This window comes from Asticcacaulis sp. DW145, from assembly GCF_037101385.1.
Taxonomy (GTDB): domain Bacteria; phylum Pseudomonadota; class Alphaproteobacteria; order Caulobacterales; family Caulobacteraceae; genus Asticcacaulis; species Asticcacaulis currens.
Genome location: NZ_AP029026.1, coordinates 262,708 through 279,368, shown reverse-complemented (window position 1 = coordinate 279,368; position 16,661 = coordinate 262,708). Strand labels below are relative to the sequence as shown.

General features: G+C 63.0%; 13 protein-coding genes. 6 read left to right on the top strand and 7 right to left on the bottom strand.

All coding sequences use genetic code 11. The features are described from left to right. Positions 1-1,110: 1,110 nt before the first annotated feature. Positions 1,111-3,018 carry a glycoside hydrolase family 2 TIM barrel-domain containing protein gene (locus AACH73_RS18260; RefSeq protein WP_338736437.1) on the bottom strand — a complete coding sequence of 636 codons (1,908 nt, stop codon included), beginning with the start codon at positions 3,016-3,018 and terminating at the stop codon, positions 1,111-1,113. A 209-nt stretch (positions 3,019-3,227) separates the two neighbouring features. Between AACH73_RS18260 and AACH73_RS18255 the strand changes: the two genes are divergently transcribed. After that, entirely contained in the window at positions 3,228-4,451 is a 1,224-nt protein-coding gene (locus tag AACH73_RS18255; RefSeq protein WP_272741122.1) for a glycoside hydrolase family 88 protein, read from the top strand. Positions 4,452-4,465: 14 nt separating this feature from the next. Here AACH73_RS18255 and AACH73_RS18250 read toward each other — a convergent pair whose 3' ends face one another. The 4 genes from AACH73_RS18250 to AACH73_RS18235 are packed head-to-tail and all read right to left on the bottom strand — an operon-like array spanning position 4,466 to position 8,632. Continuing rightward, positions 4,466-4,909: a response regulator gene (locus AACH73_RS18250; protein WP_272741121.1), complete on the bottom strand. Its 444-nt coding sequence runs from the start codon at positions 4,907-4,909 to the stop codon at positions 4,466-4,468. Between the two features lie 5 nt (positions 4,910-4,914). Beyond that, positions 4,915-6,849 carry an ATP-binding protein gene (locus tag AACH73_RS18245; protein ID WP_338736436.1) on the bottom strand — a complete coding sequence of 645 codons (1,935 nt, stop codon included), beginning with the start codon at positions 6,847-6,849 and terminating at the stop codon, positions 4,915-4,917. After that, a complete protein-coding gene (locus AACH73_RS18240; protein WP_338736435.1) occupies positions 6,846-7,502 on the bottom strand; it encodes a response regulator transcription factor in 657 nt (218 codons plus the stop codon). Before AACH73_RS18240 ends, AACH73_RS18245 begins: the two co-directional genes overlap by 4 nt. Positions 7,503-7,510: 8 nt before the next feature. After that, positions 7,511-8,632 carry a histidine kinase gene (locus tag AACH73_RS18235; protein ID WP_338736434.1) on the bottom strand — a complete coding sequence of 374 codons (1,122 nt, stop codon included), beginning with the start codon at positions 8,630-8,632 and terminating at the stop codon, positions 7,511-7,513. Positions 8,633-8,793: 161 nt separating this feature from the next. Here AACH73_RS18235 and AACH73_RS18230 point away from each other — a divergent pair, with 161 nt between their 5' ends. The 3 genes from AACH73_RS18230 to AACH73_RS18220 all read left to right on the top strand — a co-directional run bounded on the left by AACH73_RS18230 (position 8,794) and on the right by AACH73_RS18220 (position 10,789). Beyond that, the gene (locus AACH73_RS18230) at positions 8,794-9,384 is read left to right on the top strand and encodes a phosphoribosyl-AMP cyclohydrolase (protein WP_272741117.1); all 591 of its coding nucleotides are present in this window, start codon (positions 8,794-8,796) and stop codon (positions 9,382-9,384) included. A 98-nt stretch (positions 9,385-9,482) separates the two neighbouring features. Continuing rightward, positions 9,483-10,157 carry a DUF2490 domain-containing protein gene (locus AACH73_RS18225; protein ID WP_338736433.1) on the top strand — a complete coding sequence of 225 codons (675 nt, stop codon included), beginning with the start codon at positions 9,483-9,485 and terminating at the stop codon, positions 10,155-10,157. 11 nt (positions 10,158-10,168) lie between these two features. Then, the gene (locus tag AACH73_RS18220; RefSeq protein WP_338736432.1) at positions 10,169-10,789 is read left to right on the top strand and encodes a hypothetical protein; all 621 of its coding nucleotides are present in this window, start codon (positions 10,169-10,171) and stop codon (positions 10,787-10,789) included. Between the two features lie 84 nt (positions 10,790-10,873). Here AACH73_RS18220 and AACH73_RS18215 read toward each other — a convergent pair whose 3' ends face one another. Next, positions 10,874-11,728, bottom strand: a complete 855-nt coding sequence (locus AACH73_RS18215; RefSeq protein ID WP_338736431.1) for a hypothetical protein — start codon at positions 11,726-11,728, stop codon at positions 10,874-10,876. Between the two features lie 218 nt (positions 11,729-11,946). Next, a complete protein-coding gene (locus AACH73_RS18210; protein ID WP_338736430.1) occupies positions 11,947-12,810 on the bottom strand; it encodes a LysR family transcriptional regulator in 864 nt (287 codons plus the stop codon). Between the two features lie 95 nt (positions 12,811-12,905). Here AACH73_RS18210 and AACH73_RS18205 point away from each other — a divergent pair, with 95 nt between their 5' ends. Continuing rightward, on the top strand, positions 12,906-14,372 hold the full coding sequence (locus AACH73_RS18205) for a proton-conducting transporter membrane subunit (RefSeq protein ID WP_338736429.1): 1,467 nt from the start codon (positions 12,906-12,908) through the stop codon (positions 14,370-14,372). Next, positions 14,369-16,597, top strand: a complete 2,229-nt coding sequence (locus AACH73_RS18200) for a DUF2309 domain-containing protein (RefSeq protein ID WP_338736428.1) — start codon at positions 14,369-14,371, stop codon at positions 16,595-16,597. Before AACH73_RS18205 ends, AACH73_RS18200 begins: the two co-directional genes overlap by 4 nt. Positions 16,598-16,661 lie beyond the last annotated feature (64 nt).

The window sequence follows — 16,661 nt, the reverse complement described above, 5'->3', positions numbered from 1 at the left end:
CGGTCGAGTGCGCGATAGGCGAGATATCAAAAGGCAGGTCTCCCAGGTCAACCAGAGGGGAGTTGGGATGCGGCGAGTAAGATGAGTGGAGAGCTGGCTCCGGTTTCACGGACAGGTTTGCCGCTTAGCAAAGCTTGTGTCTGTGGTGTGATTATGCCGCTTGCCTCGATGTTCCTGATCCTAGGTAGGCCTCGTCTGGTGTCTGTCCGCCGAGGGTCGAGTGGGACTGGACAAGTCGAGCTATTGACCCCGATACCGCGGCGCGGATTCCTGTAGGAGAAGTTCGATCCTGCTATGGATTTCTAGGAAGCCAGCCCAAGGCTAGCCCCTCTCAATTTAGCTCATTTTTTAGCCCAGAAAAATTTCCAGAAGCAAATAGTAATTTTAAATCAATTAGATAAGCAAATTAATGGCGGGCTCATAACCTGAAGGTCGTCAGTTCAAATCTGGCTCCCGCACCTTAAGATAAACGCAATAATATCAACACGATAATAAAATTTATGCGTTTGAATCACTTGGCGCAAGTTTTCCTAGCTTGAGGTGAATCTCCTATTACCCTTTGATCTTATTGCTAAAGAAATTAAGCACAAATCACCGCTAAAACCTGACGGTCGTAGATCTTTATCGTTCATACGACCGTCATGTGGAGTTCGGTTGCTATTTCAAAATGGCCCTATATTGTTATTGAGTTTAGGCCTCCGGCATATCCGGTGCGGTTCAATCTATTGAAACGTGCGGTTTGTATATTACATCTTATGCGGAATGTGTATTAGGTGGCGTTCGAAATGGTCATTCGGGAGAACTTACACGTTTGGAAATGGTTCTTTGCGCCCTCGCGTGCAATATCTACCAGCGCTGATACCTCCGATAAGGTTGACATTATCGCGATGTCGCCTTTTGGCCTTAATCGGCACGCGAGGTCCCTTGGACGACGTCTAAGCGGACATCAAGTCAGATCTCTGTCGGAAATGCCGCAGCTTATCTTGAAGTTTGGGCTTCAGAATATCCATTATCTGCCGCAGACGGGATAATGCCTGCGCAACCGAAGTCGGCTTTGTCTCCCCCACTGATTTTACCTCGTCACCTAGGGGGGGCAATGTCCAGGCGCGCTCAAATCGCTCTTTGGGAATACCACTCCGCCAATACGGCGAAGGCCTGTTTGCGGGCACCGGTTTCCGACAGAAGGCCCTTGCGGTTCCACCCATTCTGATAAACCGGATGTTCGCGCCGTGGCGTCTGAAAGTCCTTCAGAATCCACGGAGATAGTCCGGCCAGAATGGGCACGGTGGCGGCGTTGGCCAGAGTCGCGCGATAGAAATCGGCCTGAAACTCTTCGGAAAACTTGCGACGGTCGGGAGCATGGAACCCGGCCAGCGCATCGGCCCCGAACTCTGAGAAAATCAGCGGCTTGTCCACCGGTGCTGACCATTTAATCGCGGGCACGTCCTCCAGCCGGTCATTGCCGTACCAGGCCGTATAGGTGTTGGCCGACAGGATATCGAGCTTATCGACCATAGGGTCGTCGATCGTCGCGTGCAGCACACCGTCCACCTTCGTCTTGTTGACCAAAAGCGCAGCCGAGGTCAGGCGCGAGGGATCAAGGCGTTTGGCGTCGTCGGCCAGCGTACCCATAAAATGGTTGCGCGCCTCGGTTTTCGGCGTCTCGTTGCCGACGCTCCAGATGATAATGCTGGCGCGGTTGCGGTCGCGCAGGATGTTTTCGGCCATCATACGCCGGGCGGTAGTCAGTGCGCGCGCATCGCCAAAGGCGACGGCCCAATAGACCGGAATCTCGCTCCACACCAGAAGCCCCATCTCATCGGCCAGTCGCGTCGTCACCTCAGAATGCGGATAGTGGGACAGGCGCACGAAATTGCCGTTCAGTCCGTGCTTGACCTCGGTCAGAAGGGCCCGCGACGCCGGTTCGGTCATGTTGCGCGCCGGGTTTGAGCCGAACTCTTCTTCGTGCAGACAGATCCCGCGCAGAAAAACGGGCTTGCCGTTGAGCAGGATCTGATGCCCCTTGACGGCGATGGTGCGCAGCCCCACGCGATCGCTCAGCGAATCCGTGCCTGCCGTCACCGTGACCTCATAAAGGGTCGGACCTTCCGGCGTCCACAGCTTGAGGCCGCGCGGGGCCTTCAGGTCAAAGTGCGCCGTGCCGGTCTCATCGGTGCGCCCGCGTGCCATCAGCTTGAGCGCGGGAAGAGACAGGGTGACGTCGCTGCCCGCCGACGCCGGCCCCATCAGACGGGCTTCGGCGAGGATACGGCCTTCGGGCGTGTAGCGGATATAAAGGTCGTCGATGAAGGTATCGGGCACGACAAACAGGCGCACCGGGCGCGTCACCCCGCCATAGATGTCCCAGTCGGTGACCCGCGGCGGTACGCTCTGGTCCGTATGGCTGGAATCGACGCCGAGGGTCACCTGATTGACGCCGTCGCGGACCAGCCCCGTAACATCCAGGGTGAAGGGGGTGAAACCGCCTTCATGCGCGCCGGCGGTTTTGCCGTTGACGAAGACCTGCGTCACATAGTTGACCGCCTCAAAGCGCAAAAGCACGCGCTCACCCGGCTTCGGGCTGACCAGAAAGGTGCGCTGAAACCAGATCAGTCCGTCATAATAGCGCAGTTGCGGCAGGGCCGCGTTCCACGCACCTGGCAAAGCCATGCGCGGGGCATTCTGCATGTCGTATTCAAACAGGGCATAGCGGTCTCTGGCCTCTTCGGCGGCGACATCAACGTCGCTGAATCGCTGGTTGCCGCGATTGGGCTTCCAGTCCATCAGGGTGGACCAGCCGGTCTTGTAGAGATCCTTGGAATAGGCCCAGGCCCCGGACAGGTCCTGATAGGGGCGGTTGAGCGCTGCCGTCAAACGGATGGCGGGCAAAAGCGGTGCATCGGCCATCACGACGGGCTCGGCGCTGGCGCGGGCCGGGACGGCCAGTGCCGCCAGACAGCTTCCGGACAGGAGGGCGGCGCCCGAAAACAGCGCGCGGCGGCGGGTCAGATCAGTCATGGCGTCCCTGTCTCTTTTATAGGTAAGGCCGTCGCCGCACAGCGGTCCTGCCTCTTGATCAGAGGATACGCGTCGGGACGATCTGCGCAATTTGTTTTTGAATGATTGTCCCTATATTTGAACTTGAGTTGTTCGCCTGCCGCCCTCAGGATGCACTTCCGCGAACGGCATCAACGCCGATGTCCATACTCTGCCAGAGGAACCGTCTGATGAAGCGTGCCCTTCTCCTTGCCACGACCGTGGTGTCTCTGGCCTGTATGGCGCCAGGCCTGCCCGCCGTGGCCGAAACGCCGGTCGCCGCGCGGCCTGCGGCCAGAATGCCCTTGAGCCGGGCGGAGATATTGACGCTGGCCGAGCGTGTGGCTGACTATCAACTGGCCACCATGGCCGGCGGCGAATTTCCGCAAAACGCAGCGCTCGGCACCTCGGACATGAAGGGCTGGGTGCAGGGGGCGCTGTTTGTCGGCCTTACCGCGCTGGCTGACCATTCGGACAAGCCGCACTTCAGGCAGGTGATCCTGTCGCGCGGGGTGGCCAACAAATGGGAGCTGGGGCGTCGCCTCTACCACGCCGACGATCACGTTATCGGGCAATCCTATCTGTGGGCCTACCGTCAGGGGGCCGGGCCGCAGGCCATTGCGCCTTTGAAGGCGAGCTTCGATCAGATCCTCGCCCATCCGTCGCAGGACGACCTGATCCATCACGAATATTCGGCTCCGGGTGGGGCGGGCTGCGATGAGCGCTGGTGCTGGTGCGACGCGATCTTCATGGCCCCGCCGACCTGGTTGCAACTGGCGCAGGCCACCGGTGACCGGCGCTACCGCGACTTTGCCGTGAAGGAGTTTTTCGCAACGACGGACATGCTTTATGACAAGGAAGAGCATCTCTATTATCGCGACTCGCGCTTCTTCGAGCGGCGAGACCCCAATGGACGCAAGGTCTTCTGGAGCCGCGGCGACGGCTGGGTGCTGGCCGGGCTGGCGCGGATGATCCCTTACCTGCCCAAAGGCGATGCCGACCGCACGCGGATGGAGACGATCTTCCGGGAGATGTCGGCCAAACTCAAAACCATCCAGAAACCCGATGGCTTCTGGTCGCCCTCCCTGCTGAGCGACCCCAAGACGGCCCTGCCGGAATCGAGCGGCACCGCCTTCTATGTCTTCGGGCTGGCGTGGGGGGCGAAGGCCGGCCTGCTTGACCGCGCCACCTATGAACCGACCATCCGCAGGGGCTGGGCAGCACTCGTTTCCGCCGTGCATGAGGATGGCAAGTTCGGCTATGTGCAGCCGATCAGCGACCGCCCGGACGCTGTCGGATACGACGACACGCAATATTACGGGGTCGGGGCGTTTCTGCTGGCCGCCACTGCCGTGGCCGATCTGGGTCTTGAACCCGCCAGGGTCCCGACCAAAGGCGCGAAACGCCGGCGTTGAATATGCGATGCGCCTCAAGGCGACGGTTGACGCAGGCGCTCATACAGAAGCCGGGTTTCCAGAAGGTTTGATATGCGCAGGGCCACCTCGATCACATCGAAGGGCTTGGCCACAAAGTCCTTGGCCCCCAGAGACAGGGCGCGACGGCGCGCCTGAAGCGTTGTATCTGCCGTCAGTACCAGAACCGGGCGGTATTCATCGGCGCGTTCATGGCGGCCAAAGGCTTCGAGCAACTGGAACCCGTCCACTTCCGGCATCATAAGGTCGAGAAGCACCAGATCGGGCGACAGGTCTATAAAGGCCTGCATGGCGCGCGACGGGTCGGTTATGCCGTGCACGTCCGTGTAGCCTTCACGTTTCAGAAGCGTGGTCAGCAGCAGCACATTGGCCTCTTCATCGTCGATGACGAGGATACGGCGCGACACGAGCTCTCCCGGTGTGATCAGGGGTCCCGGCATGGTTGTCAATCCTTCTGCGGCATTTGGGCCGGTTGGACGCCCGGCAGGGTGAACCAGAAGCGCGCCCCCTTCGCCGGGGCCTCATAGCCTATCTGGCCGTTCATGGATTCCACCAGACGTTTCGACAGGGCCAGCCCCAGTCCCGTGCCTTCGACCCGCGTTTTTGATTGTTGCCCCAGTCGATCAAACGGAGTGAACAGCCGTGAGGCGGCCGACGGGTCTATGCCTTCGCCATCGTCTTCGACCTCGAGGCGAATGTCCGCACCGTTGCGCCCATAGGCCAGACGCACGCAGGTGCCGGTGCGGTTATATTTGGCCGCATTGGCAATCAGGTTCAGAAGAACCTGTATCAGACGCCGCCGGTCCGCCTGGGCGATCAGACCGGTCTCAGCTGCCTCAAGCTGGAAGCTCAATCCGCCCGTAGCCACGATCGGCGCGGCCAGCGCGTGCACCTCCTGCACCACATCGTCCAGATCGACCGCTTCGATCGACATGTCGGTCGCTCCGGCCTCGATGCTGGAAATATCGAGCAGGTCGTTGATCAGGGCCAGAAGATGCCGTCCGGCCTTCATGATCTGCTGGACGGCGGCCCTGTGTGACGGGGACAGCGTCTCCTCATCCAGTTCCAGCAACTGCCCGAAGCCCAGAATGGCGCTCATCGGCGTGCGCAGTTCGTGGCTGGTCCGCGACAGAAATTCGCTCTTGGCCAGATTGGCGGCAATGGCGTCCTCACGCGCCATGCGCAGCGCCTCTTCGGTGCGTCGGCGTTCGGTCATGTCGCGCGTCACCTTGGCAAAGCCGCGCACCTGACCATTATCGTCATGCAGGCTGGTGATCACCACATTGGCCCAGAAGCGCGAGCCATCCTTGCGCAGTCGCCAGCCTTCGTCTTCGACCGTCCCGCGTTCGCGCGCCCTCTGGAGCATACGCGCCGGCAGAAAATCGCGCGTTTCGTCAGGATAAAACCGGCTGAAATGCTGCCCCAGAATTTCCGCCGCCGTCCAGCCCTTGATGCGCTCAGCGCCCAGATTCCAGCTTGTCACCACGCCGGTGGGATCGAGCGCGAAAATACCGTAGTCTCGCACCTCTTCGATCACCAGGCGGAAGCGTTCCTCGCTTTCGCGCAAGGCCTGTTCGCGGCCCCGCAGGAGGGCGCTGGCGCGCACGAGGCGCTGCGCCAGCCGCCCGATCTCGTCGGCGTCCTGCGGCAGCTCCGTCAGGGCCTCGCCCTGCGCCAGTCGCTCGGCATTGTCCTCAAGGTTGCCGATGCGGCGCACAATGCCGGTCGAGAACAGGTACACCGCCGCCAGACTGCCCAGCAGGCCCACGACGGCACTGATGGCGGTCAGAAAGAGGAAGCGGTTGCGGACCTCTTCTACGCGGCGAAGCCTCTGGTCCAGCAGGGTGTTTTCGCGCACCTGAATACGGTCGATTTCCTGGCGCATGGCATCAAGCACAATCTTGTTGGCAACCAGTGCGGCCTCGATTTCAGAGGTATTGTGCGCATGGGCCGTGCGCGCGTCCGCCAGTTCGACAATCGCGTGAAGCCCTTCGCGTTTGCGCACCGCCAAAGTGCGTATGCGCTCAAACCGGTTGCGGATCTCCGCATCCCGGATGATGCCGTCCAGTCGTTCAAAGGTCGGCGGCAGATCGGCCTCGGCTTTGCGATAGGGTTCCAGAAACCGCGCCTGCCGTGTCAGCACATAGCCGCGCACGCCCGCGGCGGCTTCGGCCAGAAGGGCGTGCACCTGATAGGTGTCGCGCTGAACGGCGAAGGCGCGACGCACATCGTCTTCGGCCTCCTCTTCGGCATGACTGGCCTGAAACAACAGGCTCAGCGACACCAGCAGGATGGCCAGCGGCAAAGCGACGACCACCAGCCCTTTGAGCGCCAGCGGCCGGTCGGCCCAGAAGCGGGTGAGGAAACGCGCCAGCCTCATGCCTCGCGCCCCGCCGTCAGATGCCGCGACGCCAGCACCGCCGCCTGCGTGCGGTCTGTGACCCCCAGCTTGGCGATCAGGCGCTCGACATGTGCCTTTACCGTCGCCGGGCTGATGCCGAGGTGTCGTCCGATTTCCTTATTGGTCATGCCTTCGGCAATCAGACTGACGATTTCGCGCTCACGCGCGGTCAGGCTTGACAGGGCGACCGGGTCGCGCTCGGCCGGTTCGGGCGCGCGCAGGGCGGCACTGACCAGATCGAGCGGCAGGGCGGTCTGCCCCTGTGCCACGCGCACAATGGCCGCTTGCAGGTCGTCAATGGCCGTGTCTTTCAGCACATAGCCCGCAGCCCCTGCCGTCAGCGCTTCACGCACATAGGCGGGCAGGTCGTGCAGGGTGAGCATCAGAACCCGTGTCGGCAACCCCAGAGCGGCAATACGCCGTGTCGCCTCAAGCCCGTCCATCTCCCCTTTCAGACGCACATCCATAAGCACCACATCCGGGCGCAAGGTCTGGGTCAGGGCAATGGCGGCCGGTCCGTCGGCGGCCTCGCCCACGACGCTGAAACCGCTGTTGCTCAGCACGGCCTTCAGCCCTTCACGCGCCAGGGCGTGGTCATCGACAATCAGTATGCGAAACGAGTCTAAAGCCAAAACGAAACTCACGAGGAAGGCGGCAGGGGCAGATGGGGCAGATGCGCGGTGACGCACACACCTTCAGCCTTTGCCTCCCACAGGAGGTCCCCGCCGATGGCCAACATCCGTTCATGCATCACTTCACGACCTACCTGCGTCCCCTGCCTGTCCGACCTGAGCGCGGTCTCAGCGGGCGTTATGCCGCGTCCGCGATCACTTATACGTAAGGTGATCCCCGATGGCGCATCCATGGTCAGGGACATCGTGACCGGGCAGGGACCGCCCGCGTGTTTGCGGATATTGGTGACGGCCTCCTGCGCCACGCGAAACAGGGCGGTTTCGACGGCGCAGGGCAGAATCGGGGCTTCCTCCGGCAAGATAAGGGTGACGCTGTACCCTGCCTTTTCCATCTCCTCCGCCAGATGACGTAGAGCCGCGCTTAGTCCCAGATCATCGAGCAGGGTGGGGCGCAGACCGCCGATAATGGCGCGGATCTCCTGCACCAGTTCGCGTGCAATCTGCGCCAGACGCACCCGCTGCGGCCCGGCGACGGGCTCATGCGCGCGATCTGTCCCGCCTTCGAGCAGGCGGACCAATGCCGTAGCGGTCTGAGCCACGCCATCGTGCAGTTCGTGCGACAGGCGGCGGCGCTCGTCTTCCTGCGCCGTGAACAACCGCCCAAGGACATATTCCAGCCTCTGCTCACGCTCACGCAGGGTGGCGGTGAGGCGACCGCGTTCAGCTTCGCGTTCGATACGACTGGCCGTGGCCCCCATCAGTTCCAGAACGAGCCGCACGGCCTCGCGGTCCTCGCCATCTGGAATGTCGCTCAGATCGGTGAAGCCGTCGATACTGACATAGGCAAAGGGGGCAGGGGGTGCTCCCTCGCTCTGACCCGGCGCGCGCAGTCCCAGCCCCGGACCCTGTGGCGCGATAGACGCCCGGCCCCGGCCCAGAAAATGCGCCAGTCGCCCGGCGCACGTCTGAAGCACGTTCTCGACATTGGTCATTTCGGCCAGCGCCAGCTCACCCCCGGCTTGTGACAACAGCCGCAGACGCGCCGCCCGCGCCTCCGCCGCGCGATAAAGCTCGCGCAGTTCGGCGACGGTTTCGATCTGCGTCGTCAGCAAAGGGGAGGCACTTTCCATTGTTCGTCTCTATACCGGGGAAGCCCTGTTGTGCATAGGCCATCCGGCCTAGGCCGCAAGGCGCGCCAGTCGGCGGATGCGCCGCCGGCCCGTCTGCCCCTACCTTCTCCTCACAAGCCGCAACGATGATGACGGCGTTTGAATTGGAAAGGTGCGACACCATGAAAAAGATGACTTTGAAGGCTGCCTGTCTGGCTCTGGCTTTGCCGCTGGCCTTTGCGGGCGCTCCGGCGCTGGCAGCCGGTAATGCGGCTCAGATCAGCCCGGCCGTCTATGCCCCGATCACCGTGGCCGAGGTCGAAGCCGCCCAGAAGGCCTGGGGCGAAGCGCTGGTCGCCATTTCGACCGAGAATGACAAGAACGGCTACGCGGCCGCCAAGCGTCTGGCGGAAAAGGTGCTGGACAGCGCCTATGGCTACAATTACGGCCCGGTGCTGTTCAAGCCGACCCTGACGGTGGCCCCGCAAACCTTCCGCACGACCCGCGACGGCGCGCTGGCCTATTTTGTGGGCGGTGATACGAAATTCCCCAACGACAAAGGCTTTGCGCTCAAGAGCTGGCGCAGCTTCAAGATCGACAATGCCGGCATCGTCATCACCGGCGACAGCGCTATTTCCATGGGCAATGTGACCCTGACCGACGCCAAGGGCAATGTCACCGTGGTGGACAAGACCTGGGGCTATGTCCGTGATGGCGAAGGCAAGCTGCGCATCGTTCTGCACCACTCCTCCCTGCCCTATTCGGCGAAGTAACCCCCCCTTACTGACGCCGTGTGCAGGCGGGTCAGACGCTGACACCCCCCGTCTACTGACCCGCCTGCGTCTTTTTCTCATTTTGCAGGGCCTGTTTGATGTTTCGCATAACCCGGCTGGTGCCGCTCGTTTTTGGTTGTCTTCTACCTTTTGCCGCTCAGGCGGCGAGCGAGGATACAGCCGTGTGGGGGGGCCTGCATTCTCATTTCAAGCTGAATGACCGCGTCTCCGCGACCCTCGAGGTGCAGAAGCGTTTTAACAACGACGCCTCGCGTCTGGGGCAGTATCTGATCCGTCCGAGTGTCAGCTATGGTTTCAGCCCGACCACGCGCGGGGCCCTCGGCTATGCCTTCGTGCAGACCAACCCGCCGGGGCCGGCCAAGACGGATGAACACCGTCTGTGGCAGCAGGTGTCGTACCGCGTGGCCGCCTTAGAGGGCGGCGCGGTGCTGAACGGACGCACGCGGCTGGAGCAAAGATGGATAGAGGGTCGCGACGAGACCGGCTGGCGGCTACGTCAGCAGCTTCGCTTCAGCAAGCCGCTCACACCGAAAGTCAGCGGCGTCGTGTGGAGCGAGGCTTTCTGGGCGGCGAACCGCACGCCATGGGGGCAACGCGAAGGCCTTGACCGGTGGCGAAACAGTGTCGGCGTGTCGGTGCCGCTTACCTCCAAACTGACCCTTGAGTCCGGCTATATCCATCAGTGGGTGCGCCGTCCCCGCGAAGACACCGTTGATCATATTCTGAGCCTCAGCCTGACGGCGCAGTTTTAAAGGACTTTTGTATGAGTGCCCTCCCTCTGGCCGTAATGGCCGCCTTCCTGTTCACCCCTTCGGACATGGCCCCGGCCGAAAGCCTGCGTCTGTCCAGGGGACTGGCCAAGATCGAACCGTCTCATTTTGCGCGTCGAGCCGTGATAAGGGGTGATCACCTCGACGACGCCATCGTGGTGTCCACGGAAAAGGCGACCCTTAAGCCCGGCCCGGCTCGAGGGGTCTTCATCTGGGATGGGCACGTTCAGGCCTCTGTTCAGCGGGCTTCCGGCCAGACGCGCTGGGAAGTCTCGCATCAGTTGACCTATACGGGGGCGCGGCGGGAAATTACGGAAGTCCGATACGAGATCGCCGGTCGTATCGTGAAGATTGAACCCACGACGGTTTCGCACTGGACCGACTATTGTCCGCTGTTTGAGATGCCCGGTGAGTGCAGTCAGTTCACCCGCGTCATTTTTGAAATACCTGAAGACGACGTGCGCGCTCTGGCAGAGGCCTATCAGCCCGGATCGCGCAAACCCTGGCTGATCCGGTTAAAGGAAGCGAGCGGTCAGGATGTCACCATTGGGGTCGCACCTGCGGAAGTGGCGGGCGTGTGGCAGGCGCGCCAGCAACTGGCTCTGACGAACTGAAGGTGACGGTTTAACCCGGATGAGACTGAGGGAAGGGGGTCGGGCTTCGTCCCGACCCCCTCTGACTTTGAGCGGACGCCGGGCTTAGAACACGGCGCGTAGTTTCAGCGTCACGGGCACGACGAGACGGCTACCCTCTTCGTTGATCGAGGCGAGGCCCAGACCGCCGATGGCGCTGTCGTTACCGTCAAGCTTGCCGTAGTAGCGCAGGCCCGTCTCCGCGATCAGTGACACGTTTTCCGACATTTTGTAGCTGACACCCGCTTCGAACCCGGCGGTCAGGACCGTCGTGTCGTCATAAAAGGGGACGTCGCGCAGGGACTGATTGATGGTCAGGTCGGGGACGGTGAAGGTGGCGCGGATTTCGTCGATCTTGCTGGCCCCGATGCGCCCGGCGATATAGGGCTCGAAGGTGCCGCCTTCGTTGAACCACTGGCGCACACCGACCGAGACGCCCATACCCTTGTACTCGCCAAAACGGCCATAGACCGCCACTTCGGCCACGGTGTTCGTGCCGTTGACGACGGCGGCGGTGCCGACCTGCGTCGTGCCCTCATCGGCCTTCACATAGTCGAAGTTGCCGAAGACCTCACGGCCGCCGCCGATGCCGTAGGTGGCTTCGAGATTCAGCGCGGTGGCGTTGTCGTAAATATCGTCGAAGCCGCGCGACTGAATGCGCAACTGTCCGGCATTGCCTGTGGCGGTCAGGGCCGAGGGCAGGGCCGGTGCCCCGGCGTCGCGCAGAGAAGCGAGGGCAGCCAGAGGAATCTCTCCGGTTGTGGTGCCGCCATGGACGTCGCCGGAGACAGGCACTTCGGTGCCGATAGAACCGCTGACGGCCCAGCGACCGGCCTCGACGGGTCCGGCCTGCGCCACAGAGGCCAGCGACAGGGCGGCGAGGGCAGAGGTGGCCATAAGGCTGAGTTGAATCGTTTTCATGTGATTTCCGTTGGTTAGGGCCTCATGCCGCAAAGGGAAGCCCCTCTGCGGATAGCGATGAGGCGTGGCAAAAGACGAGCGCCTGGCGACGGCTCAACGGAACCGGCGAAGGCGGCGGGGGATCTGTCTAAAACGCACGTTCCATCTTGCGATGTGCCAGAGATACGTCGCGATGCCGATTTCGGATTTAACGGAAAGGTTGTTATGTGGGCGCGATGTTAGATAAGCGCGGCCAGTAACGGGTTCGGAAAACGCCGCTCAACCGTTACCGCATAAAAGGTTTCGCGCAGGTCCGGCAGGGCGGCAAATTCCGCCAGAAGACCGCTTTGTAATTCGTCGCGCACCACGATGGGCGGCACGATGGCCAGACCAAACCCTTCGCGGGCCAGAAGGCGCATCATGGCCATGTCGTCGATTTCTGCCGCAATGACCGGACGGATATTCAGCCGGTTGATCATGGCGTCGAAACCGGCGCGAATACTGCTCGAATGGCCGGGCAGGATGAGGGGGGCCTCGCTTAAATAATCGCTCAGGCTCGCCCCGTCGCGCATCCGCTGCGGTGGCCCGATCAGGCTCACCGTCTGGTCAGCAATGCGATGTGAAATCAGGGGATTAAGCCGGTCGCGCACCGGTGCCATATTGGCCAGAACCACATCCAGCTCAAGGGCCTGAAGCCCCTCCAGAAGCTCGCTCAGAGCCCCTGAGCGAAGGACGATATCGACATCCGTGCGCGCCATCAGAGGCGTCAGGAACTGCATCTGAAAATTGCGCGACAGCGTGGCCAGGGCGCCAATGCGCAGAACCTGCCGGGCGCGCCCGCGGTTTTCCAGCGTGCCGATCAGCTCATCGCCAGCCGCAAAAATCGTATCGGCATAGCCGAGCGCCACTCGCCCGGCTTCGGTCAGGACCATCTGCCGCCCGCGTCGTTCAAACAGGGCGTGACCCAACTGCGCCTCAAGCGCCTGAATCTGCACAGACAGGGCCGATTGCGATACATTACAGGCTTCGGCGGCGCGCGTCAGATGCCCTTCGTGGGCCACGGCCCAGAAATAGCGCAGGTGTTTGAAATTCAGGCTGGCCATGGCTTTGTTCTAAATTATAGAACAAAACAATTCAATCTTTGAATTTTTTATATTGGTTGTCACCCCGTATCAGCAAGCGAACGGGAGTTTTCACCATGTCTGTTGCGCTACTTGCCGGGGTTTGTCTCGGTCTCTGCCTTATCCTCGCCGTGCTGCATATGGCTTTGGGGGCGCTCGGTGTGCGGGCCGTCGGCCTGCCGACCCTGCGCCGTCTGTCCACCGGCCTGTCCCTGATCGGGTTTGTCGTCGGGCTGATCGCACTTATTTATCTCGCTGTCGTATTGATCAGCGGGAACGCCCATCCGGCCCCCCAATGGTTCGGCCTGCGGTTCGATGCCACGGGCGCTGCACTGGTGGCCATGGTGACGCTGGTCGGCGGGGCGGTATTGCGCTTTTCGCAGAACTATCTCGATGGCGATGCGCGGCAGGACGCCTTTCTGGGCGGGCTGCACCTGACGCTCGCCACCGTGATCCTCTTTGTGCTGTCGGCAAACCTTCTGACCTTTGCGCTCGGCTGGGTGGCTATGTCGCTCACCCTGCACAAGCTGCTGGTCTTCTATCCGGACCGCCCGGCGGCCAGGCTGGCGGCCCACAAGAAGTTCCTTCTGGCGCGCCTCAGCGACGCGGCTCTGGCGCTGGCCTTTTTCTGCCTCTACCGCATAAGCGGCAGCCTCGACATGGCCGACATCGCCGCGCGCCTGCCGGGCGCGACCCCCTTTGATGTCACTGTGGCCGCCCTTCTGCTGGTCGTCGCGGCCGTTCTAAAATCGGCGCAGTTCCCGGTGCACGGCTGGCTGATCGAGGTGATGGAGACGCCGACGCCGGTCTCGGCGCTTCTGCACGCCGGTGTGGTCAATGCCGGCGGCGTCCTCCTCCTGCGCTTTTCGGACGTGCTGATGCAGAGCCCCCTCGCGCAAGGGCTTCTGGTTCTGCTGGCTCTGGGCTCGATCATCGTGGGCTCGCTGGCCATGATGGCGCAAAACAGCGTCAAGGCGGCACTGGCCTGGTCCACCGTAGCGCAGATGGGCTTCATGCTGCTGCAATGCGCGCTGGGGGCTTTCGGGGCCGCCCTGTTCCACATCCTTGCCCACGCCGCCTACAAGGCCAATGCCTTCCTCAGCGCCGGCACCCTGAGCGACAAGCGGCCAGTTCAGGAGCGCTCGGTTGCCGCCCTCCTGCCGCTGGCTGCCCTTGCCGGTCTTAGCCTGACGCTTCTGGCTACCGGCACCCTGTCGGCCAGCCTGCTCGTTACGCTTCTGGCCGCCATGGGGGTTGTCACCGTGCTTGAGGCGCGCCGCCCGCTGATCCTGACCGTCGTCACGGCGGGCATGGTGACGCTGGCCCTTCTGGGTCACGGGGTGATCGAGCGGCTTCTGGGTGAGACCTCTGTAAACGTCTCGCCGCTTCTGGCCAGCGTGACCGTCGCGGGCATGGTGATCCTGTGCCTTGGGCAGTGGCTGGCCTTGAGCGCGCCGCGCTGGCCGCCGGTCACGGCCCTCTATGTCCATCTGAAAAGCGGCTTCTACATCAATACCTGGCTTAACCGGAGTGCCCAGCCATGAACGCTTTTACGTCGCTCTTTCCTACGACGGAACAGGAACTGGACACGCGGTTAAAGGCGATTGTGCGCCGCGTGTCGCCGCAATGGCCGCTCAGAAGCTTTGTTGCCGTCAACCCCTTCATGGCCCGCAGCGGCGTCGATTTTGCGCAAGCCGCGCTCGATGTCGCCCGCAGCCACGGTGCACACCTGCTCCCCGATCCGGCCCTGCCGTCGCCGGTCGAAACCCTGAGCGATGCCTTCGGCAAGGCGCTGAATAAGCCGCTGAGCGATTTCGTGACGGGGCGGATTTCGCAGTGGGCGGCGGGCTTCTACGATCAGGGGCAGGCCGTCTGGGGCAATCCGTGGCAGGGCGAAACGCCCTTTGCCGCTTGGCGTGCCGAAGCCCTGCACGACCGCGCCCCCGAAATCTTTGGCCTCAAGGGGTTCCGCGCGCAGGTTGCGGCCCTGCCCACTGACGCCGTGGCGGCCGCAGAGGCTCTGCTGACGTCCCTGAACCTGCCTGCGGAGGCGCAGACCGCCTATCTGGAGCGGCTGATCTGCACGGTTGGCGGCTGGGCTGCCTGGATGCGTCACCGGGACTGGGAGGCCCAGCTCGACGGGCGCACGGATGAGGGGCTGCGCGACCTGCTGGTCATCCGGCTGGCGTGGGATGTGCTGTCAGCGCGCGCGCTGTCGGATGAGGGAACGCTTTTGAACTGGCGGCGCGCGCTCTGCGCCCCGCGTCAGGCGGTGCTGCCCGACGTGTCGCCGCTGGAAGCGCGCGAAACCCACTGGCGCGAGGGCCTGTTCAACAGCCTGCGCCGCCCCGCCGCGCCCGCACCGGCCCCGGTGGCGCAGGCCGTCTTCTGCATCGACGTGCGTTCGGAACTCTACCGTCATGCGCTGGAACAGGCCGGGCCGAGCATTGAAACCCTGGGCTTTGCGGGCTTTTTCGGCCTGCCGATAGCGGTGGAACTGACCGACGGTCGCCGTCAGCCGGCCTGCCCGCCGCTGCTGCGGCCCGGCGCGCTGGTTTGCGAGGCCGTCCCCGGCAAGGCCTCGTCAAAGTCCGCGCTGAGCCGCGCCGTCGAGGGTCTGAAACGCACCGGGGCGTCGGCCTTTGGCTATGTCGAAAGTTTCGGGCTGGCCTCGGCGCAGTCTCTGGCCGCGACCCTGTTTGCCAAGGGACCGCAGGCCCGGCGGGCGGCCACCGAGATCACCCTGTCTCTGCCCTTTGCCCAGCAGGCCGACATGGCGGCGGGCCTGCTGAAGGGGGCGGGACTGACCCAGCCGACGGCGAAGCTGGTCGTGCTGGTCGGCCACGAAGGCGAGTCGCTGAACAATCCGCACGCGGCAGGCCTGCACTGCGGGGCCTGTGGCGGGCGCAGCGGCGCGGTCAATGCGCGGGCCGCGGCCCTGATGGTCAATCACCCGGAGGTGCGGCGTCTGCTCAGGGCCGAAAAGGGCATCGACCTCAGCCCTGAGGTCTGGTTTGCCGGGGCGATCCACAACACGACGACCGACGAGCTTAGCCTGCTCGATGAGGCCCTGATCCCGGCGCATCTGCACGCCGAGGCAGAGGCCTTCAAGGCCGCCACGGTGCGGGCGGGCGAGAGGATGCGGCGGTTGCGCGCGCCGACCCTGAACGAGGCCCCGACCTTAAAGGCCTTCCGCCGTCGGGCGTCCGATCCGTCGCAGGTGCGGCCGGAATGGGCGCTGGCGGGTTGTGCGGGCTTTATCGCCGCGCCGCGTCACCTGACGCGCGGCAAGGATCTGGGCGGGCGGGTCTTCCTGCATTCCTACGACTGGCGAAACGATGACGGCTTTGCCGTTCTAGAGCAGATACTGACCGCGCCGGTGATCGTCGCAAGCTGGATCAACCTGCAATATTTTGCCTCAACCGTGGCCCCGGAGGTATTCGGGGCGGGCAATAAGGTGCTGCACAATGTCGTCGGCGGCAATCTGGGCGTGCTGGAAGGCAATGGCGGTGATCTGAGACTGGGCCTGCCGCTGCAATCGGTCTTCGACGGTCAGACCTTCCGCCACGAGGCCCTGCGACTGTCGGTCGTCATCTCTGCGCCCACCGAGGCGATTGACGGCGTCCTGAGCCGCCATGCGTCGCTGCGCGATCTGGTTGAAAACCGCTGGATTCACCTGTTTGCCACGGATGAGACGGGCGAAACGGTCATGCGCCGCACGGCGCAGGGCTGGCACAGCCTGTCGCCGGAGACGGAGGTCGCGGCCTGAAGCGGAGGGCCGTTTCCCCCGGAGAATCGGCAACACCCTCAAAGAGGGTTTCACAGTTGGCGCA